The organism is Actinomadura soli (assembly GCF_005889715.1).
In the GTDB taxonomy this organism is placed as follows: domain Bacteria; phylum Actinomycetota; class Actinomycetes; order Streptosporangiales; family Streptosporangiaceae; genus Spirillospora; species Spirillospora soli.
In genome coordinates this window covers 25,591-46,625 of record NZ_VCKW01000036.1, presented here as the reverse complement: position 1 = coordinate 46,625, position 21,035 = coordinate 25,591, and the positions used below count along the sequence as shown (strand labels likewise).

Genomic DNA, 21,035 nt, shown 5'->3' with positions numbered 1-21,035 from the left:
ATGGATGTGACGATGGCCACCATGGAATGGGTTGCTTGGTACAATTCTGAAAGGCTACATTCTTACTGCGGGAACGTCCCTCCGGCCGAGTACGAGGAGACGTTCCACCGATCGCCCGCCGGCACTGACCTGGCGATCGAGGACCAAGCGATCTAGCCTCCAACTTCGCCGGGGCGGTCCAACCAGCTACGCGCCCGCGACGCCGGCCACAACGCCGCCCTCCGCCAGGTCGGCAACCGGCTCGTCGGCATCCTGCACGACTGCCTCAAAACCGGCACCAACTACAACCAGGCAACCGCATGGTCGCATCGTCAACACGACCTCGCCGCTTGACATCCAAGCTCCAGGGATGTCTAACCCTCACCTCCCACGGCGGCTACACCCTCGCCGACCCGTATTCGGCCCGGACTCTGCATTTCCCGGCGCCGGGTGAGGAGACGGGCTGGTCGCGGTTGCCGTTGACTGCGGTCACCGACCGGAACGGCAACCGCATCGACCTGGTATACGAGGACCAGATCCTGACCGAGGTGCGCCATTCCGGCGGCTACCGGATCCTTGTCGACACCGCCCCGACCGATACCGGCGACCGCCGCATCACCGCGCTGCGTACCCCGGACGGGACGGTCCTGGTCCGGTTCGGCTACGACGACGCCGGTGACTTGACCGAGGTCTACGACTCCTCGAACGTCCCACAGCGCTTCAGCTACGACGACGAGCATCGGCTTACCGGTTGGGTGGACCGTAAGGGGCACGCTGCATCGGCACCACCACAGCCCTGAGCCAGCAATGGGACCCGGCGAGCCGCCTCACGGCGCAGACCCTCTGGGCAGCCCCCACTCCGGGCACCGACCAGGCCCGGCTCCTGCAGCACCGCACTTACACCTACCGCCCGGACGGCAACCTGACCGGCATCACCGACCGCCTTACCGGCAACCGCGCCTACACCCTCGACACCCGCGGACGCCTCACCGGCGTCACCGCCCAGGGCTGGACCGAACGCTACGCCTACGACGACACCGGCAACCTGACCCACGCGGACTATCCCGACCCGCAGGGCACCGCCGAAACCGGCGCCCGCGAACACACCGGAACCATCATCCGCGCCGCCGGGCGCACCCGCTATGAACACGACGCCCAAGGCCGCGTCGTCCTACGCGAACGCGTCACACTCTCGGGCAAACGCCGCACCTGGCGGTTCCACTGGGACGCCGACGACCGCCTGATCACCCTCGACGTCCCTGGTGGCGCGCGATGGCGATACCAGTACGACCCGCTCGGCCGCCGCATCGCCAAGCACCAGTACGACCGTGACGGGACCCGCGTCCAGAGCTACACCTACAGGTGGGACGGCACCCGCCTCGCCGAACAAACCCACCAAATCCATGCGCAAGACCACGCCCCCCGCACGACGACCTGGACCTACCAGCCCGGCACTCCCACACCGCTCACCCAAACCGAGCGTGTTCCCGCCGCAACGGCTCCGCAGGAATGGATCGACCGGCAGTTCCACGCCATCGTCACCGACCTGATCGGCGCCCCCGCCGAACTCATCGACCCGAACGGCGCCATCGCCACGACCAGGACCAACCCGTGGGGTGCGCCCACCTCCGGCGGTTCTCCTTGCCCTGAGACTCCCCGGCCAATACCACGACCCCGAATCCGGCCTTCACTACAACTACCACCGCTACTACGACCCGGTGACGGGCGGTTTCATCAGCCCTGACCCCTTGGGCCTGACACCTCAACCCAATCCTCATGCCTAATCTCGTTGCAGGCGAATCAGGCCAAAGTCGACGCATTCCTCGCCGACCCGGCGGCGAAGCAGGTCACCCTGTATGGTCCGATAGACAGCGGAGCCGGGAGAGTGTTCAATCCAAGTACCAATGAGTTCGTCACTCCCACTAATAGCTTGACCATCCTCAAAAAGGTTCCGGATTCCCCGACCGGCTACCGGATTTTCAACTCATACCCTGCTTATAATGTGAGATGAGAGCGCCGAGGGTTATCTTACCGGCCGCGCATGATTTCCATTGTGGTACTGTCTGAGACATGAGTGCAGCAGGGCGAATTCAGGAGTTGCTCGGCCCGCTGGGCGACGACGAAAACGCGTATCTTCGCGTTCGGGTCGGGAGCGATCCCGAACTATCTCCCGCTGAACTCCTGTATCCCATGATATTTGATCCTTCATTCGACCGGGGCCCTCATGTGCATCTTGAGCCGTCACCGCCGGGAACTCTGGAGGAGCTGGCCGGAGCGCTGCGCCCCGTTCAGGTGAGCGCACAACAGATGGCCTCGTTCCTGGTGTACGTGTGTACGACGGACATCGCCTATCGTGCAGATCGCGGGCCATGGACGCCGGAAACCGCTCGACCGGTTCTTGAGAGCGTCATCCGTTAGCTGCAGCCCAACGTTCAGTGGTGGAGCAACGTTAACTATTCGGCAAGCGCCTGGGAAGAAGGCGAGTTCCTCTATGAGAGCTTCTCGTCGACTCCGGTCACCGGGCACATGCTCGATTGCGCATTGATCGGTATTGCCGCGAGGCAACGGTGGTCTTCCTCGCCTACGGTGATTCTTAGTTGGCGGTCTGAGGCGCCGTACCGGGGCGAGTGAGGTGCTGCGGCTGTTCATGCTGGTTCAGGAGGACGGCGAGGTCTCCTAGTGGAGGGTGAAGACCTCGGATAGGGCTTCGGGGTCGTAGCCGTCCACGTGGAACCAGGCTTCGGCGATCTTGCCCTCGGTGATGCGGTAGATGGCGATCTCGTTGCCTGCCACGTGGGTTTCGCCTCGGCTGGCTGACCAGCGGATCTTGGCTACCACGTGCTCGTGGGTCGTTAGGAAGCCCGTGGGTGCGAGGGTGAAGGTTCCGTTGGTTGCGCGCTGGAGGTCGTCCAGCAACGTGAGTACGGTTTCGCGGCCTTGGTGAGTGCCTGAGTAGTCCTCGTCGCCTGGTTCGTGCCAGCGGACGTCTAGGGCGAGCAGGTCGCGGAGGGTATGGGTGTCGCCGTTGCTGCGGGCTGTGTAGAACGAGCGGATTACGTCGTCGTGGGCCACGTCGTCCCTGCCGGGGTGTGGGAAGGCCCCGAACCCGGTGCGTGGCGGGTTCGGGGCCTCGGGTGGGCTTAGTAGGTGGGCTGGGACGGGTCTATCTGGTTGACCCAGGCCAGGACGCCGCCGCCTACGTGGACGGCGTCGGAGAAGCCCGCGTTCTTGACCACGGCCAGGGCCTCGGCGGAGCGGGCGCCTGACTTGCAGTGCAGGACGATCTTCTTGTCCTGTGGGAGGCGCTCCAGGGCCGAGCCGTTCAGGAAATCGCCCTTCGGGATGAGCGTCGCGCCGGGGATCGAGACGATCTCGTACTCGTTGGGCTCGCGGACGTCCACCAGGAAGATGTCGTCCTTGCGGTCCTGCATGGCCTTGAGGTCGATGACGGTGATGGTGGAGTTCTGCGCGGCCTCGGTGGCCTCTTCGGAGATGGCGCCGCAGAACGCCTCGTAGTCTTCGAGGAGCTCGGTCTGCGTCGGGTTCTTGCCGCACAGGGGGCACTCCGGGTCCTTGCGGACCTTGACGGAGCGGTACGTCATCTCCAGGGCGTCGTAGATCATCAAGCGGCCGACGAGGGGCTCGCCGATGCCGGTGAGGAGCTTGATGGCCTCGTTCACCTGGATGGAGCCGATCGACGCGCAAAGGACGCCCAGGACGCCGCCCTCGGCGCAGGACGGGACCATGCCCGGCGGCGGCGGCTCCGGGTAGAGGCAGCGGTAGCACGGGCCGTGCTCGGCCCAGAAGACCGAAGCCTGGCCGTCGAAGCGGTAGATCGAACCCCAGACGTACGGCTTGCCCAGGAGGACGGCGGCGTCGTTCACCATGTAGCGGGTGGCGAAGTTGTCGGTGCCGTCCACGATCAGGTCGTAGCCGGAGAAGATGTCCATGATGTTGTCGCGGTCGAGTGCGGTGTTGTGCACGACCACGTCGATCAGCGGGTTGATCTCACGGACGGTCTCGGCGGCGGACTCCACCTTCGGCTTGCCCAGCGACGACTGGCGGTGGATGATCTGCCGCTGCAGGTTGGACTCGTCGACGACGTCGAAGTCGATGACGCCGAGCGTCCCCACGCCGGCGGCGGCGAGGTAGAGGAGGGCGGGGGAGCCGAGTCCGCCCGCGCCCACGACCAGGACTTTGGCGTTCTTGAGGCGCTTCTGCCCGGACATGCCCACATCGGGGATGATCAGGTGCCGCGAGTAGCGGTTGACCTCGTCGCGGGTGAGCTCCGCTGCGGGCTCGACCAAAGGTGGCAACGACACGGTGGGTGCTCCTGTGCTGACGCGTGTTAGGGCGGGGACGTCTTCGTCCTCTTCACCGCACAACCTTGCCATGCGCTGCGGCATTCCCGCGCTTCCGGCGCCCCGGACGGTCTCCTCACTGGAATGTCAGGGCGGAATGTCGTGAAGCAACGATAATCTTGGCTGTTGTGGCGTTCCTGCCCCCCTCCCAGCAGCCGCACCCGCCGCGGCCCCCGCACCAGCCCGGCATGCCCGCCGGGCGTCCGCCCGGCATGCCTGCCGGTGGTCCCGTTGGTATGCCTGACGGGCGTCCCGGCATGCCCCCTGGCGGGCCTTCCGGGATGCGCGGCGGGCCTGCTCGGCCTCCGGGCATGCCTTTCATGGGGCCGCCGGGTCCGCCGGGGCCGCCGCCTGTGACGGTGCTCGGCCTGCGCGGACGGCAGTGGATGATCGTCGCGTTCGCCGTCGCCTGCTGCTACCTGATCACCACCGGCATCTCGCTCACCGGCGCATGGACGACCCTCAACCGCGACCCCACCAACGCCGAGCTGCAACTGGCCGCGAACAAAGAGGTGGCGCGCCGCTGGCAGGCATGGCCCGCGGGACGCATCTTCCCCGAACAGGTCAGCTACCGCCCGGAGACGGGCCAGAGCGAGTACGCCACCAGGACGGGCATCGTCCCCGACATCGCCTGCGCGCAGGCCGTCGACGAGGAGATCGCGACGACGATCGGCAGGCACGGATGCCGGGCCGTGCTGCGCGCCACGTACGTTGATCAGTTGCAGGGCGTCGTCGTCACGGTCGGCGTGGTGGCGTTCGCCGATCCGTGGAAGGCCGACAAGGCGTACAAGGAACTGCCCGGTTCGCAGGGGCCTGACGGGCAGGGCGGGGTGCGTCCGGCGCTGCACGCGGCGGCGTTCCCCGGGACGGCGTCCGCCCGGTTCAACGACGAGGCCCGGCAGGACCGGACCATCGACCGCGGCGGTCCCTACGTCGTGCTGACGACATCGGGACAGGCCGACGGGCGTCCCGCCGCGGCGCTCAAGAAGGCGCGGCCGGGCGCGCCGTTCGCCCTCGCGCCGCAGGTCGGGCACGCGATCGCGCGGTCGCTGGCCGCGAAGTCCCTGCCCGACTGCGACGAACCCGAGTGGGAATGCTGACGGGAGCGCGGATGCCAGGGCGCCGGGCGCGGGTGGTGGCGGCGGTGTTCGCGGCGGCGTTGGGCGGGACGTGGCTGATGCCCGTGCCCGCGCAGGCCGACATCGTCCGCGACCGGCAGAAGCCCATCCTGAACATGCTCGGCATGGACGCCGCGTGGCGGATCACCAAGGGCAAGGGTGTGACGGTCGCGGTCGTCGACTCGGGCGTCGACGCGGGGCAGGCCGATCTCGTCGGCTCGGTGACCACCGGGCCCAACATGCTCGCCGAGGTCGACGCCGGGACGAAGCCGGTCCGGCGGCACGGCACCGGGATGGCGTCCCTGATCGCGGGCCATGGCCACGGCGCCGGAGGCGGTTCCGGTGTCATCGGGGTCGCGCCGGAGTCCCGCATCCTCGCGATCCGGGCGATCGGCGAGCCGGAGGACGCGAGCTACCGCCGCTACCGGACGTCCGAGCGGGCCGACACCGCCGTGGCGCGCGGCATCCGCTACGCCGCCGACCACGGCGCCGACGTCATCAACCTCTCGCTCGGCAAGGACGAGGAGGTCCCGGAGGAGCGCGCCGCCATCGGGTACGCCGTCGGCAGGGGCGTCGTCGTGGTCTCCGCGGTCGGCAACGACGGCGACGACCCGGGCGCCCTCGACGGCGACGGGTACGCGCCGTACTCCTACCCGGCGTCCTATCCGGGCGTCATCGCGGTCGCCGCGACCGAGCCCGGGCACGCCCGCGCGCCGTTCTCCAACCGCAACTACTCGGTGCTGCTGTCCGCGCCCGGCGTGGACGTTCCCGTCGCGTCCCCCGGCGGAAAGTACTTCTCCAGCGGCGGGACGAGCGACTCCAGCGCCCTCGTGTCCGGGATCGCCGCGCTGATCCGCGCGAAGCACCCGAAGATGGCGCCGACGCTGGTCTCGCAGGCGCTGATCCAGAGCGCCCGGCACGCGCCGTCCGGCGGCTACAACGCCGACATCGGGTTCGGCGAGGTCCACGCGGGCCGCGCGCTGTCGGCGGCCGATGCGCTGGCCTCCTCCGGCGGGTCGGGCAAGCGCGCCGGAAAGCCGTCCGGCCGGCGGTTCGGGGCGGAGGACCCGGGGCCGGTCGAGGTCATCGAGCGTCCCGGCTGGGTCCAGCCGCTGATCATCGGGTTGCTGCTCGCCGGCATCGGCGGGACGGTCACGGCCGGCGCGATCGCGATCACGTTCCGCCGCCGCCATCCCCGCCTCGCCGGTGGTCCGCCGCTCGGCCCGGGGCCTGCGATGGGTTTCCCCATGGGTGGCGGTCCCCGGTCGTTCCCGCCCCTGGGACGGACGCAGGCTGGTGGCCCGCCGCCGCATTCTCCGCCGTACGGCGCGCCCGGCGCGATGGCGCCGCCTGGACGAAGCGGTCCGCCACCCCGGCCGAATGGTCCGCCACCCCGGCCGAATGGTCCGCCGCCTGGGGCGGGTGGTCCGCCACCCCGGCCGAGCGGACCGCCGCCTGGGGAGGGCGGGCCGTCTGGGCCGCCGCCGTGGGCGTCCGGGTCGCGGCCGGGGGCGTCCGGGCCGCCGCCGGGGGCGTTGCCGCCCCTGCCGCCCCCTTGAGACCGCGAGAATCACCGGATGTGGTCTGAACCCGATGAGTACGCCGAGGCCGTCCTGGACGCGGTGGAGCGGATCCCGCCGGGCCGTGTCCTCGCCTACGGCGACGTCGCCGAACTGGTCGGACGGGGCGGCCCCCGCCAGGTCGGGCGCGTGATGTCCCTGTACGGGGGCGCCGTGCCGTGGTGGCGGGTGCTCCGCGCGGACGGCAGCCCGCCGAGCGGCCACGAGATCGAGGCGCACGAGCACTACCGCGCCGAGGGCACGCCGCTGCGCCCGGACGGCCGCCGCGTCGACATGTCCCGCGCCCGCTGGACGGGGCCGGAGACCGGGGCGGACGCGGGAACGCGGCCGGGCGCGGAGCCGTCCTGATTCCCTTCCGCCGCCTCCTGCCGCGGCGTTTCTTGGGCGACATGCGTGCGTTGTGGTCAGAACCGCCCCGGTGATCTGTTCCAATGAACTGTTGTGCCGTCTGCTTCCTACCGTCTCGTGCGCCGCGCGGGTCCCGCGCGGGCCGTCCCGCCCGTGCTCGACGAGCAGCAGCGGCGGGTGGTGGAGCATGCCGGCGGGCCGATGCTCGTGCTGGCGGGGCCGGGCACCGGGAAGACGACCACGATCGTCGAGGCCGTCGTCGACCGCATCGAGAACCGCGGCGTGGACCCGGAGCGCGTCCTCGTCCTGACGTTCAGCCGCAAGGCCGCGGGGGAGTTGCGGCAGCGCATCACCGGCCGCCTGCACCGGACGACGCGCACGCCGCTGGCCCTCACCTTCCACAGCTACGCCTATGCGCTGCTCCGCCGGGACGCCGTCCTCGACGAGGAGCCCGCGCCTCGGCTGCTGTCGGGGCCGGAGCAGCTTCTGGAGGTTCGGCGGTTCCTGGAGGGCGAACTGGCGGACGGTGCCCGTGGCTGGCCGGAACGGTTGAGGGCCGCTCTGGCGACACGCGGGTTCGCCGAAGAACTGCGTGACTTCACCTTGCGCGCGGCAGAGCGGGATGTCTTCGGCGACGACCTCGTTGCGCTCGGACGTGTGCGCGGGCGTGACGACTGGCCCGCGATAGGCGAATTCATGGAACGGTATGCGGATCGGTTCGCGCTCGATCCCGTCCCTACGTACGACTACGGCGAGCTGATTCACGTGGCCGCCCGCATGCTCGCGGACGAGGAAGTCCGGATCCGGGAGCAGGACGCCTACGACATCGTGTTCGTGGACGAATATCAGGACACCGACCCCGCGCAGGAAGCCCTCCTGCATCTCCTCGCCGGCGACGGCCGCGACCTCATCGTCGTCGGCGACCCCGATCAGTCCATCTACGGGTTCCGTGGTGCCGACGTGCGGGGCATCCAAGAGTTCCCGAACCGATTCCGGACATTGGACGGCGAGCCTGCGTCCGTCGTGGCGCTGCAGACGTGCCGCCGGATGGGGCCCGAGATCCTGGCGGCCTCACGGCGGATCGCCCGGCGCCTGCCCGCCGGGTCGGCGGGGGCCGCCGAGCACCGCGCGCTGCGCCCCCTGGAGGAGCTGGAGGACGGCGAAGTGCGTGCCGTGATCGCCGACTCCGAGAGCCAGGAGTCGGCGCTCGTCGCGGACGAGTTGCGCCGCGCGCACCTCCTGGACGGCATTCCCTGGTCGCGGATGGCGGTTCTCGTGCGCAGCGCCGTCCGTCAGGTTCCGGTGCTGCGGCGTGCGCTGGCCCAGGCAGGTGTGCCCGTGGTGGTGGCGGGTGACGAGGTTCCCCTCATCGGTGAGCCCGCCGTTCGTCCATTCCTTGTTCTGCTACGGGCAGCGTTGAAGAAAGGCTTCCTGGACGACGTCGTCGCAGAAGACCTGTTGACGGGTCCGCTAGGCGGCGCCGACGCGCTGGCCATGCGTCGCCTGAAGCGGGCATTGCGCGACCTGGAGGAATTGTCGGGAGGGCAGCGTCCGCTAGGGGAGCTTCTGGTCGCGGCGGTGAACGACCCGCGCGAGCTTGTTCTCGTCCACGAAAGGGTGCGAGCGCCTGCCGAACGGGTCGCGCACCTCATCGATGTGGCGCGGCGCAGTGTCCACGACGGCGGTAGTGCCGAGGACGTGCTGTGGGCCGTATGGCAGGAGAGCGGGCAAGCCGATGTGCTGCTGGAGCAGAGCGCCAAGGGCGGGACGCGCGGCGCGGCGGCCGACCGCGACCTCGACGCCGTCGTGGCGCTGTTCGACCATGCGGCGCGGTTCGTCGACCGGCTTCCCCAGGCGGGGCCGGAATTGTTCGTCGACAACATCGCGTCCCAGGAAATCGCCGGTGACACCCTTGCCGAACAGTCGCCGGAGGGCGAAGCCGTCCGGATCCTCACTGCGCACCGCTCCAAGGGACTGGAATGGGACGTGGTCGTGGTGGCCGGTGTCCAGGAGGGCGTCTGGCCAGATGTGCGGCTCGGTGGGTCGCTGCTCGGTATCGAAGAACTGGTGGAGCACGCCGCCGGGGCCGAGCCAGAAGGAGACGCTGCGGCCGGTGCGTCCATGGCCGCCAAAATGCTGGACGAGGAACGGCGTCTGTTCTACGTCGCCGTAACACGAGCCCGGAAACGGCTCGTGGTGACGGCCGTAGGTGGCGACGACACCGAGGAACGGCCGTCACGGTTCCTGAACGAACTGCTCCCAGGGGCCATCGAACAATCGCAACTGGACGAGAAGACTCGGTGGCTTTCGCTGTCCGCGCTGGTGGCGGACCTCCGTTCCGTGGTCGCGGACCCGTCCCGTCCGGAACCGCTGCGGCGCGCCGCCGCCGGACACCTGGCGCGGCTAGCGCGCGCGGGCGTGCGCGGAGCGAGACCGGAGAACTGGTACGCCATCACCGCCCTTTCTGACTCCGGGCCCGCGTTCGCCGAGGACGAGCCCATCACGATCTCCCCGTCCCAGGTCGAGGCGTTCACGACGTGCGGGCTGCGCTGGCTGCTCGCGTCCGCGGTAGGCGCGCAGGAGGGCGGGCCGAACGAGTACAGCACCATGGGCAAGGTCATCCACGCGGTCGCCGAGCTCGCCGGCGCGGACGACGGCATCAGCGAGGTCCACGTCGCCGAACGGCTCGACGAGCTCTGGAACGACCTGGAGTTCCGCAGCTCCTGGTACTCCGAGAAGCAGCGCGAGCAGGCCGGCCGGATGGTCGACAAGTTCCTCGCCTGGCACCGCGACAACCCCAACGAGGTCGTCGCGCTGGAGGAGTCGTTCAAGGTCGACCTCGGCCGCGTCGTCATCAAGGGCCGCATCGACCGCGCCGAACGCGACGAGGACGGCCGCGCCGTCATCATCGACATCAAGACGTCCTCGACCGCCGTCCCCAAGGACGACCTGGCCCGCCACCCGCAGCTCGGCGTCTACCAGTACGCGGTGATGCTCGGCGCGTTCGAGCGGCACGGGCTGATCGAGCCCGGCGGCGCCAAGCTCGTCCAGGTCGGCAAGGCCGCGTTCACCGCCAAGGCGCGCGAGCAGGAGCAGCCGCCTCCGTCGGAGGACGACGACCCCGAATGGCCCAAGAAGCTCGTCGAGATCGTCGCGACCGGCATGGCCGGAGACGTCTTCCAGGCGAGGGCCAACGACAAGTGTCGGACGTGCCCCGTACGCTCCTGCTGCCCGGTCCACGACGAAGGTGGCCAGGTCGGGGACTAGCCGCCCGTCGGCCGTCCGGCGCGCCGGGCGTGCGGCGCGTCGCCGTATGGGCGCGCGATGGCGAGCCGTGTTCTGTACGCTCCTGCTGGCCCCGTCGTCCTGGGCGAGGCCGGGCAGGATGTTCGTCGCGGAGTAGCTCGGGGGGAGTGGGGTGATCACGCCGGGAGAGCTGGCCCGGCTGCTGGAGATCCCGGAGCCGACGGAGGAGCAGGCCCGGGTGATCGAGGCGCCGATGGCGCCCATGGCGGTGATCGCGGGCGCCGGGTCCGGCAAGAGCGAGACGATGGCCGCGCGCGTGGTGTGGCTGGTCGCGAACGGGTTCGTCCGGCCCGAGCGCGTGCTCGGCCTCACGTTCACGCGGAAGGCCGCCGCCGAGCTGGGCGTCCGCGTCCGGAAACGGCTCGACAAGCTGCGCGAGGTGCTTCCCGGAGACGAGCTGGACCGGCTCGGCGGCGAAGCGCTGTTCGACGGCGAGCCGATGGTGTCGACGTACCACTCGTACGCGGCCCGGCTCTTCGGCGACCACGCCCTGCGCGAAGCGCTCGAACCGACGATGCGGCTGATCTCACCGGCCGTCGCCTGGCAGCTCTGCTCGCGCGCCGTCGACGCCTACCACGGGCCGATGGACCGCGTCGAATGGCAGCCCGACACTGTGACGAAGGCCGTCATGGAACTCGCCGGAGACCTGTCGGAGCATCTGCGGACGGCCGACGACGTCCGCAAGGTCGGGACATGGCTGGACGAACGGTTCGCCGTGGTGAAGAAGCCGCTCAAGGCGCAGCGCGACATCCTCGCCAAGCAGGCCGTCCGGGAGCAGCTCATGCCGCTGATCGAGGCGTACGGGCGCGCCAAGGCCGACCGTGAGGTCATGGACCACGGCGACCAGATGGCCCTGGCGGCGCGGATCGCCTACAAGCATCCCGAGGTCGGGATGATCGAGCGGTCACGGTTCTCGGTCGTCCTGCTGGACGAGTACCAGGACACCTCGCAGGCGCAGCTCGTCCTGCTGAAGTCGCTGTTCACGGGCGGGCACCCGGTGACGGCGGTGGGCGACCCGTGCCAGTCCATCTACGGGTGGCGCGGCGCGAGCGCGGGGAACCTGCTGCGGTTCGCGTACGACTTTCCTCTGCAGCCCGGCATTGCCGGGGGGCGTCCGGTGCCCGCGCCGGTCGTCCAGCTCAGCCGGTCGTTCCGCAACGGCGAGCAGATCCTGGACGCGGCCGCCAAGATCCAGGAGGAGCTGCGGGCGGAGACGAAGTCCGTGCCGCGGCTCATCCCCGGCGCGGGACGGGAAGGCCGCGGACGCGTCGAATGCGCGCTGTTCGACACCGTCGAGGACGAGGCCGAACGCATCGCCGCCCGCATCGCCGGCCTCATGGCCGCCGACCCCGAAACGGCCCCGGACGGCGGCCCGCCGCCCGGCCGGCACCCGGGCGCCGCGGCGCTGGAGTACTCCGACATCGCCGTCCTCGCGCGGAAGCGGTCGCAGTTCCCGCTGATCAGGCGGGCGCTGGAGGCGCGCGGCATCCCGGTCGAGGTCGTCGGGCTCGGCGGGCTCCTCACCGTCCCCGAGGTGCAGGACGTCGTCGCCACGATGCGGGTCATGCACGACCCGACGGCGGGCGCGTCCCTCGCCCGGCTGCTCACCGGCCCGCGCTGGCGCCTCGGCCCGCGCGACCTCGTCGCCCTCGGCCGCCGGGCCCGCACCCTCGCCCAGGACGCCGCCCGCGACATCACACCGCCGGAGAAGGAGCAGCTGGAGCAGACCCCGCCGGACGGCGCTCCGCCAGAAACCGGCGGCACGGAGGAGAACAGCGAAACCGGCGAAACCGGCGAAACCGGCGCGACCGGCGACGATCCGCTGCGGCAGCTCGTCAGCGAGCTGAACCAGGAGACCGGGAGCCTCGTCGACGCGCTCGACGACCTCGGCCCGCCGGACGCCTACTCGCCCGAAGGCCGCGCGCGGCTCCGCCGCCTCCGCGACGAGCTCCGCACGCTCCGCGGGCAGGTCGGGCTCCCGCTGCCCGACCTCGTCAGCGAGGTGGAACGCGCGCTCGGGCTCGACATCGAGGTCGCCGCGCGGTCCGGGCTCGACCCCGTCACCGCCCGCGCCGACCTCGACGCCTTCATCGACGCCGCCGCCACGTTCGCCGGCGACGCCGAGGACCCGACGCTCGGCGCGTTCCTCGCCTACCTCAAGGCCGCCGAGACGGAGGAGTTCGGGCTGGAGGCCGGGCGGGTCGGCGAGACCAACAGCGTCAAGCTGCTCACCGTCCACGCGTCCAAGGGGCTGGAATGGCCGGTGGTCGTCGTTCCCGGGCTGTCGTCCGTCCCGCAGAAGAACGGCGCCCCGGCCAAAGGGTCGATCTTCCCGTCGCCGCCGCAGAACGCCACCCGCTGGACCGCGAACCCGCGCGTCCTGCCGTTCATGCTGCGCGGCGACCGCGCCGACCTGCCGCCGCTGAACGGGCTGGAGAAGGACGACCTCGCCGCCTTCGACGACGCGTGCGCCGAGCGCGACCTGCGTGAGGAACGGCGGCTCGCCTACGTCGCGGTGACGCGCGCGTCCAGCCTGCTCATCGCCACCGGCTACTGGTGGGGGTCGTCAGGACGCCCGCTGGGGCCGTCGCCGTTCCTGGACGAGATCCGCGCGGTCTGCACGGCGGGCGCGGGATCTGTCGCCGTGTGGGCCGACCCACCCGAGGAGGGAACCGCCAACCCGCTGCTCGCCGACCCCGACGAGGCGGCCTGGCCCGTCGCGCCCGGCGACCGCGGCGGCTCCGACGTCACGTCCCGCGAACGGTACGAGGCCGTGGTCGAGGCCGCCCGCATGGTCGAGGACGAGATGTCCGGCCGGACGCGGCACTGGGCCGGGCACGCCGGGCTGTCCGACGCCGACCGGGGCCGCATGACCGCGTGGGCGCGCGACGTCGAGCTGCTGCTCGCCGAGCGCGACCGGGGGCGCGGCGGCGACGGGCTCCTCGTCGAGCTGCCGCCGCACCTGTCGGTGTCGTCGCTGGTGTCGCTGGCCCGCGACCCGGCCGCGCTGGCCCGGCAGATCCGCCGCCCGATGCCGCGTCCACCCGCCCCCTACGTGCGGCGCGGCACCGCGTTCCACGCCTGGCTGGAGAGCCGCTGGGGGCAGCAGCGGCTCCTCGACCCGGACGAGCTCCCCGGCGCGGCCGACGAAGGCGCCGCCGACGACGCGCAGCTCGCGCGGCTCCGCTCCCGGTTCGAGGAGTCGGAGTGGGCGTCGCGGGAGCCGCTCGACATCGAGGTGCCGTTCGAGACCATCATCGGCGACCGGCTGATCCGCGGGCGCATGGACGCCGTGTTCCGGTCGCGGTCGGGCGACGGCGGCTACGAGGTCGTCGACTGGAAGACCGGCTCGCCGCCGTCCGGGGAGGAGGCCCGGTTCGCGTCCGTGCAGCTCGCCGCGTACCGGATGGCGTGGGCGGAACTCGCGGGAGTGGACGTCGGCCAGGTCAGCGCGGCCTTCCACTACGTCGGCGCCAACGTCACCGTCCGCCCGGCGGACCTGCTGGACGCGGAGGGGCTCGCCGCCCTCCTGGAGACCGTCCCCGCCGCCTGACGCCGGGGATGTGTCACGCTGACCCCTGTTCACCGTTCGTGCTTTCGGGGATGATCCGGGCAACCATTCGAGGAGGCCCGATGACCCCAGCGAAGCGAGGATCTTCGGACCTCCCCTCCCAGGGGGTCTGGGGGTCGCCCCCAGAAAGGCAAGGCGACGTGACGGTGACGCATGACGACAAGGTCGTACGGGAGTTCTCCGCACAGGCCGCGGGATTCGCAGACCCCGGGCTGAACACCGCGTTCACCCGCCATCTGGACCGGCTCGTCCGGTTCATGGAACCGGAACTCGACCTTGAGGACGTCGTGCTGGAGGTCGCCGCCGGCACCGGGATCGTCTCCCGGGCGATCGCCCCCCGCGTCCGCCACGTGACGGCCTTCGACCTCACCCCGGCCATGCTCGCCGAAGGCAAGCGCGACGCCGACCACGCCGGTCTCACGAACGTCACCTTCACGCGCGGCGACGCCGCCGCGCTGCCCTACGTCGACCGGTCGTTCACGCTCGTCGTCACCCGCTTCTCGCTGCACCAGGTCGCGGACCCGGAGGCCGTCGTGGCGGAGATGGTCCGGGTCAGCCGGCCGGGCGCCGCGCTGATCATCGCCGATCTCGTCCGCCCGGACGGGCTGGCCGGCGACCCCGACCGGATCGAGCGGCTCCGCGACCCGTCGCACGGCACCGTGCTCACCGAGGCGCGGATCGCGGACCTCGTCACGGCGGCGGGCGCCGAGGTGAAGCGCGCCGAGCGGTTCGACCACGTCCGGCCGCTCGATCCGTGGCTGGAGTTCTCGCGGACGCCCGACGACGTCGCCGCGCGGATCAGGCGGGAGCTGGAGGACGAGCTGGCGGGCGGACCGGCGACCGGGATGCGTCCCAGCAAGCCGGACGGCGTCCTGCATTTCACGCACTCCCACCTCTTCCAGCAGGCGATCGCCGGGTAACGGCGTCCCGCGCGGTTCGCCCATACCGGTTCGCCTCATACCGGTTCGATCAAACGTTCGACGAGTGTCGCCCGTGTGGTCTAGGTTGTCGAACATGGGTTCTAAGAACGTGCGCTCCCTCGAACGCGAACCGGCCGCGCTGGCGATGCGCATCGGCGTCGTGGCGGCCGAGGCCGCCCTCGCCACCTTCGCCCGCAACCTCGACGTGGACGACCTTGAGGACGGCATCGACTTCCAGGGCGCCATCGGCCCCGCCGAATGGCCCGTGTTCTCCCTGGTCATCGACACCCTCGCCGAGGCGGGCCCGGGCGACCGCCGCTCCCTGGACGAACGCCGCGCCGACGCCCTCAACGACCTCGCCCGCATCTGCATGGCCGCCAAGAACCGCGCCGGCGCCGCCTGACCAGCCCGCCCGACCTCGCCCGGTGTGTCGGGGGCGTGCGGCCCCGTCCCCGAACCCCGTCGGAGCCCCGCCCAGGACCTCGCGCTTCGTCAGGTGCCGCTCAGGGCGTTCGCTTTCACCTTGCCGGTGCTGGTGCGCGGGAGTTCCTCGACGAACCTGACGTCTCGCGGGACCTTGTAGCGGGCCAGGCGCTCCCGCACGTGCGCCCTGACGTCGTCCTCGGTGATCCGCGACCCGGGAGTGCGGACGATGTGCGCGGCGAGCCGCTGGCCGAACCTCTCGTCGTCCACGCCGGTCACCGACACCTCGGCGATGCCCGGATGACCGCCGAGCAGGCTCTCGACCTCGCCGGGGAACACGTTCTCCCCGCCCGAGATGATCATGTCGTCGGCGCGGCCGTCGATGAACAGCCGTCCCGCCCCATCGAAATGCCCGAGATCGCCGGTGCCCGTCAGGCCGTTCCGCACCCGCTTGCCGCCGCCGCCCGTGTACCCCGCGAACCGCAGGCCGCCCCCGGTGTAGATCTCGCCGGTCTCCCCGGCGGGCAGTTCGCGCCCGTTCTCGTCCAGGATCTTGACGGTGAGGCGGAAGGACGGTCTCCCCACCGTTCCGGGCGCGTCTCTCAGGTCGCCGGGGGTCGCGATCGTGGCCCACCCCGTCTCCGTCGCCCCGTACACGTTGATGAGGACCTCGCCGAACCTGTCCATGAACGCGTCCGACACGTGGGGATGCAGCGCCGAACCGCCGCACACGACGACGCGGAGAGACGGCGTTCCCGGCGCCTCCTCCAGGTCCAGGACGCGCTGGAGCATCACCGGGACCGCGACGAGCGTCTCCGCCTCGCAGGCGGCGATCGTGTCCAGCGTCTCCCGCGCGTCGAAGCGCCGCGACAGGACGAGTGGCATGCCCATGCCAAGCCCGACCGTCGCATAGGCGAAACCCAGAATGTGGAAAAGCGGCGGCGCGATCACGATGGGCGCGCCCGACCGCACCGGAACGCGCATGAGGTGGCTCAGCGCCACAGGCAGCAACGACGAAATCGACAGATCGTGCCGCGCGCCTTTCGGAGTTCCGGTGGTCCCGGACGTCATGACGATGATGCGGCTGGTCCGCGCTGGGGCGATCGGCTCCGATTCCGTATCGGCCATCAGGGCGTCGATCGTCTCGGAGGCGTCGTCCGGCTCACCGTCCGTCCAGGCGAGGAGGCGTCGTCCAGGGAATCCGGAGCCGTCGACCGTCGAGCCGAACTCCTCATCGTGGACGAGCAGCCCGATGCCCTCACGTTCGGCGACGCGGCCGAGCTGCGCGGCGGAGAAGTCCGTGTTGAGCAGCACCACGTCGTTGCCCAGGCGGGAGGCGGCGAGGACCGTCTCGATGAATCCCCGGTGATTGCGGCACAGGACCCCGACCCGGTCACCGCCCGCGCGGTCGCGGAGCGCGGTGGCGAGTGCCGCCGCCCGCCGCTCGAGCTCCCGGTACGACAGCGTTCCGCGTTCGTCGATCAGCGCCGTCCGGCCGGGGAAGCGCAGCGCCGCCATCGCGCCGACCGTCGCGGGAACGGGGCCGAAGCGCAGGTACGCAAGCGGCAGGCGCACAGCCCTGTCCGGCCGCACCGGGCGCATGACGCCGACATCGCGGACGGCGCGGGCCGCCCGCAGTCCAAGACTCGTGAAACTCCGCATCTGGTCGAGCAGCAGCACAGCGTCCGTCTCTCCTCCGAAGACCCATCGTCCGCGTGGACGAGTCCCGGCACACGGCATACCCGGCTTACCGTGGCATAAATGGGCGGTGGTGCCCCTGATTAATGAATTCCGGGCAGGTGAACCCGCTGGGTAGTGTCGGATCATGCCGCGCCCATCCGATGCCGTCGACGACGTCACCGCGGACGATCTCGACCTGGCCGTCCAGCTCGCCGTCGCCGCCCTGCGGAAGGCGCCCCCGGAGGCATGGGACGCCAAGGCCGGAACCCTCGAATGGGACTGCTGGGAGACCGTGGAGCATCTGAGCGACGATCTCTTCGCGTACGCGGCGCAGCTGGGGCCGAAGACGCCGCCGATGGACGGCGAGGTGCCGTTCGTGTGGGAGAGCCGGAGGCCCGGCGGGCCCGCGAACGCCCTCCACGCGGACCGCGAGGCCGGGCCCGACGGGCTTCTTCAGGTACTGGAGGCGTGCGGCGGGCTGCTCATCGCCATGGTGCGCGGCACGGCGCCGGACGTCCGCGCCCATCACGGGTTCGGGGCGTCCGACCCGGAGGGTTTCGCCGCGATGGGCGTGGTGGAGACCCTCGTCCACACGCATGACTTGGCGGAGGGCCTCGGCCTGGCGTGGGAGCCGCCCGCCGGGCTGTGCGCGCGTGTGCTCGGACGGCTGTTCCCGGACGCTCCGCGCGACACCGGCCCGTGGCCGACGCTGCTCTGGGCCACCGGCCGCGCCGAACTGCCCGGCCGTCCGCGCCTCACGTCCTGGCGCTGGCACGGGGAGCCGCGCGGATGAGCGCCTGGCTCGGCCCGCCCATCAAGCGGGCAATGCCGCACACCATGCGGAACATTCCAGCCCCTGAGGGTGCGGTCATTTCAGTCGTCATCACCGGGTTCGGCAGTTGGGCCTGCGTCCGCGGCAATGAGCGGTGGGAACTGCGGCGGTCAGAGCCGGGGCCAGCGATAGGCGGCACGCCCGATGTGCTGATCGGACTCGACCCTGACACGGCTTGGCGGCTGTGCACCCGCGGCATCACGCCCGCCCGCGCCATCGAGCGCGCTCGAATCGAGGGAGACCGGGCGCTCGGAGAGGCGGCGCTGCAGATCGTGTCCATCATCCACCCCGGCGATGACGCTCCGGATCAGCGGATGTAGTGGAATGCCGGCTTGGGGTGCATGAGGAAATCGTGGTGGGAGATGTTCCAGGCATAGGCCCCGGCCATGGTGAACGCGATGATGTCCCCCGGGATCAGGGGCGGGGCGAGGACGTTGCGCGCGAAGACGTCCTTCGGGGTGCACAGCTGGCCGACCAGGGTGACCGGGATTTTCATGCCGCTTGCGGTGAGGGCCAGAAAGGGCTGGTCGTGCCCTTTCGTCACCGGGGTTCTCAGGTGGTGGGTGCCGCCGCGCAGGATGGCATAGGTCTCGCCGCGGGTCGTTTTCACGTCCAGGACGTCGGTGACGTACCAGCCGTGGTAGGCGGTTATGGCACGGCCGGGTTCGATGCGGACCTTGGCTGGGATGAGACTCAGGCCGGTCCCGTAGGTCTGCCAGTCGAAGCGGGAATCGGGGGAGCTGTAGTCGACGGCCATGCCGCCGCCCACGTTCAGTTCGGGATTGTTCACTCCCAGGGATTTCAGCCAGGGGAGAGCCCATTCGGTTATCTGGGCGGCTAGGCCGAGCATGGTGGGAGCGTCCAGGCCCGAGGCCAGGTGGGCGTGGATGCCGCGAAGGGTGAGTTGCGGATTGTCCGCCAGCATGTAGGCGCATTCGTTGAGCGTGTCCTCGTCCATGCCGAACGGGCCGTTCATGGTCAGGGCGGCGTCCGGTGTGGTCAGCGGGAGGTTCGCGCGCAGGAGGATGTTCGCGAAGCCTTCGCCTGCGAGGCGGGTCAGCTCGCTCGGGCTCTCCACGTGGACGCGGTCGGCATGGAGGGCAAGGGACAGTTCTTGAGGAGTTTTTCCTGGCCCTCCGAAGGCAATGCGCGTCTTGGGCAAGGTTTCGCGGACGTGGGTGAGTTCGCCGCCGGACGAGACCTCGACACCGTCCACATGGGATGCGAGGGTCCGCAGAATCTCGGCGTCGGGATTGGCCTTGGCGGCGTAGAAGAGCTCCGTCGGCCCGAGGGCGGCGCGAATGGATTTGACATGCGCTTCCAGGCCGGCGAGATCGTAGATGTAGGCCGGGTACCTGTCGAGGTTGAGGGCGTGTTCCTTCATAGCGGTCGGGGCGCGGCGAGCGGGTTGGGAACGGTGACATAGGTCGCGCCGCGGTCGGCCGAGCGGGACCAGCGGGTCCGGAGGTTCGCCTTGGCGGGCAGCGGCACTCCGGCCAGCAGGGCCCTCATTTGGGGATGGCGGTCATGGACGGCGAAATGTTTTCTCGCTGTCCGCCAAAGCGCTTTCTCCAGCCGCGGGTGCAGATCGGCTATCGCTGCTGCGATCTCGGTCAGATGATTGACGAAAAGGCAGTAGACGACACGGTTCCAGCCACGGTCGGGGGCATAGGTGAGGCTTTCCGCGACGCGCGATGGAAGGTGTGTCAGGTCCCAGCTGCCTGCGGTGAGCTTCGTGCCCTCCAGATCGCGGAACGCGGTGTGGATGGGCATGCCGTCGCCGTCCACGCAGATGAGGACGTTCTGAAGGTGGGGTTCCAAGACGATCCCGTGGTCGAGGTAGGCGCTCAGGACCGGCGGTGCCACGTGCGCCACGTAGGCGTCCCACCAGGCTTGGGCGCCGTCCGGGGTCGATAGGGCGGGCAGATCTGCGAGGAACGTGTTGTAGGGGTCGGCTAGGGCGCCCGCAAGGATTGGTGTCCCGGGAAGGGTTCTGACGCCGTCGCGGAGGATCACCCCCAAGCCCTCGTACAGGCGGCGATCGGCGAGAGTGACGCTGCGGTACGCGGGCTCTGCGAGAAGCGTGGAGTTCAGCTTTCTGAAGATGGGCGGCAGCAGGTCGTTCAGGGCTATCGCGCTGGACAGCTCGTACCAGGCGTTCTTACGGACGCAGTTGGTGATGCGCACGTCCAGGCTGAACTTGCAGAAAACGTCGGCGTCCGGCAGATACGCCGTCCGGACGGACGACGTCGGCACCGCCTCGGCATCGGACGGACCGAGATTGAGCAACAAGCCCCGCGCAAGAGCCTCCCGCAGGACCGGATTGCCCGCCAGCAAGGAGAACTGCCACGGATGGACGGGAAGCAGCTTCCGTCCCTGCGGAATGCGGGGGCCGTAGGTCTCCAGACCAGCGAATGCCTCAAGCGTTCCCTCTTCGGCGATGAGATGCTCGGGGACGGCCAGCCACAACGGACGAAAACGGGCCCTGGCCTCTGGCGCGTATTGCAACCAATCTGTCGGCGAACCCTGGCGGGACTTCGGCGACGGATGGAACCGGTGACCCGCCACCAGAGACTGTTCAGAGTCGATGTAGGGATCGTATGAAGGTTCCCGTCGCGCGGCGATGATCGCTTCCAAGGCGGTGTGGCTGCCGTCCACCTGGACGAGGAATTCGGGGTTCGGACGGCCGGTCGCCAGTTCCAGCTCACCCGCCACCAGATTCGACAGCCTGCCCCAGGAGAGCGGGATCCAGCCGTCCCCGCGCTGCTCCTCGTACGGCGGCGCCAGCCGGTAGGTCGCGCCCACCGGTGGACGGGCCAGCCCCGTGCGCAGCACGACTCCCGCACGGGGCAGACGCGCGACGAGCTGGGCGCCGTCCTGCCAGACCTGCTGCTCAGGTGCGCAGACCTCCCGGATC

General features: G+C 70.3%; 19 protein-coding genes. 14 read left to right on the top strand and 5 right to left on the bottom strand.

Features of this window, described 5'->3' with window-relative positions; genetic code table 11:
- The 5 genes from ETD83_RS09845 to ETD83_RS09820 all read left to right on the top strand — a co-directional run.
- A partial coding sequence (locus ETD83_RS09845) for an integrase core domain-containing protein (RefSeq protein ID WP_138644753.1) occupies nucleotides 1-156 on the top strand: 156 nt, incomplete at its 5' end.
- A gap of 173 nt (nucleotides 157-329) precedes the next feature.
- Nucleotides 330-779: an RHS repeat domain-containing protein gene (locus tag ETD83_RS09835; protein ID WP_171064111.1), complete on the top strand. Its 450-nt coding sequence runs from the start codon at nucleotides 330-332 to the stop codon at nucleotides 777-779.
- Between the two features lie 816 nt (nucleotides 780-1,595).
- A complete protein-coding gene (locus ETD83_RS45915; protein WP_138644751.1) occupies nucleotides 1,596-1,763 on the top strand; it encodes an RHS repeat-associated core domain-containing protein in 168 nt (55 codons plus the stop codon).
- A gap of 5 nt (nucleotides 1,764-1,768) precedes the next feature.
- A complete protein-coding gene (locus tag ETD83_RS45910) occupies nucleotides 1,769-1,990 on the top strand; it encodes an RNase A-like domain-containing protein (protein ID WP_171064110.1) in 222 nt (73 codons plus the stop codon).
- Nucleotides 1,991-2,049: 59 nt separating this feature from the next.
- Entirely contained in the window at nucleotides 2,050-2,397 is a 348-nt protein-coding gene (locus ETD83_RS09820; protein WP_138644750.1) for a hypothetical protein, read from the top strand.
- Between the two features lie 258 nt (nucleotides 2,398-2,655).
- Here the strand turns inward: ETD83_RS09820 and ETD83_RS09815 are convergent, their stop codons facing one another.
- Nucleotides 2,656-3,051 carry a nuclear transport factor 2 family protein gene (locus ETD83_RS09815; RefSeq protein WP_171064109.1) on the bottom strand — a complete coding sequence of 132 codons (396 nt, stop codon included), beginning with the start codon at nucleotides 3,049-3,051 and terminating at the stop codon, nucleotides 2,656-2,658.
- Nucleotides 3,052-3,119: 68 nt separating this feature from the next.
- Nucleotides 3,120-4,301, bottom strand: coding sequence for an adenylyltransferase/sulfurtransferase MoeZ (gene moeZ, locus ETD83_RS09810; protein WP_138644749.1), 1,182 nt, complete (start codon nucleotides 4,299-4,301; stop codon nucleotides 3,120-3,122).
- Between the two features lie 359 nt (nucleotides 4,302-4,660).
- Here moeZ and ETD83_RS09805 point away from each other — a divergent pair, with 359 nt between their 5' ends.
- From ETD83_RS09805 to ETD83_RS09775, 7 genes are all read left to right on the top strand, one after another.
- Complete coding sequence (locus tag ETD83_RS09805; protein WP_171064108.1) at nucleotides 4,661-5,440, top strand: hypothetical protein; 780 nt, start codon at nucleotides 4,661-4,663, stop codon at nucleotides 5,438-5,440.
- A gap of 11 nt (nucleotides 5,441-5,451) precedes the next feature.
- Nucleotides 5,452-7,017: a S8 family serine peptidase gene (locus tag ETD83_RS09800; RefSeq protein ID WP_230420794.1), complete on the top strand. Its 1,566-nt coding sequence runs from the start codon at nucleotides 5,452-5,454 to the stop codon at nucleotides 7,015-7,017.
- Nucleotides 7,018-7,035: 18 nt separating this feature from the next.
- Nucleotides 7,036-7,386 (top strand): MGMT family protein, encoded by a 351-nt coding sequence (locus ETD83_RS09795; RefSeq protein WP_138644747.1) that lies wholly within the window; start codon nucleotides 7,036-7,038, stop codon nucleotides 7,384-7,386.
- A gap of 93 nt (nucleotides 7,387-7,479) precedes the next feature.
- Nucleotides 7,480-10,653: an ATP-dependent helicase gene (locus ETD83_RS09790; RefSeq protein ID WP_138644746.1), complete on the top strand. Its 3,174-nt coding sequence runs from the start codon at nucleotides 7,480-7,482 to the stop codon at nucleotides 10,651-10,653.
- A gap of 151 nt (nucleotides 10,654-10,804) precedes the next feature.
- The gene (locus ETD83_RS09785; RefSeq protein WP_138644745.1) at nucleotides 10,805-14,245 is read left to right on the top strand and encodes an ATP-dependent helicase; all 3,441 of its coding nucleotides are present in this window, start codon (nucleotides 10,805-10,807) and stop codon (nucleotides 14,243-14,245) included.
- Between the two features lie 158 nt (nucleotides 14,246-14,403).
- Nucleotides 14,404-15,183: a class I SAM-dependent methyltransferase gene (locus tag ETD83_RS09780; protein WP_138644744.1), complete on the top strand. Its 780-nt coding sequence runs from the start codon at nucleotides 14,404-14,406 to the stop codon at nucleotides 15,181-15,183.
- Between the two features lie 94 nt (nucleotides 15,184-15,277).
- Nucleotides 15,278-15,586, top strand: coding sequence for a hypothetical protein (locus tag ETD83_RS09775; protein WP_138644743.1), 309 nt, complete (start codon nucleotides 15,278-15,280; stop codon nucleotides 15,584-15,586).
- Between the two features lie 89 nt (nucleotides 15,587-15,675).
- On the opposite strand, the gene ETD83_RS09770 is transcribed toward ETD83_RS09775, so the two are convergent.
- Complete coding sequence (locus ETD83_RS09770) at nucleotides 15,676-17,286, bottom strand: AMP-binding protein (RefSeq protein WP_230420793.1); 1,611 nt, start codon at nucleotides 17,284-17,286, stop codon at nucleotides 15,676-15,678.
- A gap of 145 nt (nucleotides 17,287-17,431) precedes the next feature.
- Here ETD83_RS09770 and ETD83_RS09765 point away from each other — a divergent pair, with 145 nt between their 5' ends.
- Both ETD83_RS09765 and ETD83_RS09760 read left to right on the top strand, forming a co-directional pair.
- Nucleotides 17,432-18,079 carry a DinB family protein gene (locus ETD83_RS09765; RefSeq protein ID WP_138644742.1) on the top strand — a complete coding sequence of 216 codons (648 nt, stop codon included), beginning with the start codon at nucleotides 17,432-17,434 and terminating at the stop codon, nucleotides 18,077-18,079.
- On the top strand, nucleotides 18,076-18,438 hold the full coding sequence (locus ETD83_RS09760; protein ID WP_138644741.1) for a hypothetical protein: 363 nt from the start codon (nucleotides 18,076-18,078) through the stop codon (nucleotides 18,436-18,438). The genes ETD83_RS09765 and ETD83_RS09760 overlap by 4 nt, the downstream gene beginning before the upstream one ends.
- Here the strand turns inward: ETD83_RS09760 and ETD83_RS09755 are convergent.
- Together ETD83_RS09755 and ETD83_RS09750 are read right to left on the bottom strand one after the other, a co-directional pair.
- A complete protein-coding gene (locus tag ETD83_RS09755; protein WP_138644740.1) occupies nucleotides 18,426-19,502 on the bottom strand; it encodes an alanine racemase in 1,077 nt (358 codons plus the stop codon). The genes ETD83_RS09760 and ETD83_RS09755 overlap by 13 nt on opposite strands.
- On the bottom strand, nucleotides 19,499-20,953 hold the full coding sequence (locus tag ETD83_RS09750) for an IucA/IucC family protein (RefSeq protein WP_230420792.1): 1,455 nt from the start codon (nucleotides 20,951-20,953) through the stop codon (nucleotides 19,499-19,501). Before ETD83_RS09750 ends, ETD83_RS09755 begins: the two co-directional genes overlap by 4 nt.
- Nucleotides 20,954-21,035: the final 82 nt, after the last annotated feature.